The sequence below is a fragment of the Pedococcus sp. P3_C7 genome (genome assembly GCF_056402615.1).
On record NZ_JBFUHC010000019.1, the window covers coordinates 1 to 374 of the forward strand.

Below are 374 nucleotides of genomic sequence, written 5' to 3' on the forward strand. Positions count from 1 at the left end.
CGCCCCTCAACCTCCACCACCTGGTCCACCATCACCACCGCCACCACGACCAGCACCGGCACGTACACCGCCGCCTACACCATCCCCGCCACCGGAACCTGGTACTACCGCCTCACCGTCCCGGCCACCGCAACCGCCGCGACAGCCACGACGCCGCCACGCAAGGTCACCGGCGTCGCTGGGCTCGCGACCACCGTCTCCGGGTGGCCCACCACCTCCACCACGGGCGCCGTCGGATACACCCTGAGCTCCCCGATACGGGTCAAGACCGGGACCGGGTACACCACCCGGCGGATCAGCATCCAACGCCGCCCCTCAACCTCCACCACCTGGTCCACCATCACCACCGCCACCACGACCAGCACCGGCACGTA

At 70.3% G+C, this 374-nt stretch carries 1 protein-coding gene; it reads left to right on the forward strand.

The window, feature by feature from the left end:
- A partial coding sequence (locus AC1DS4_RS18960; RefSeq protein WP_477646106.1) for a hypothetical protein occupies positions 1 to 374 on the forward strand: 374 nt, incomplete at both ends.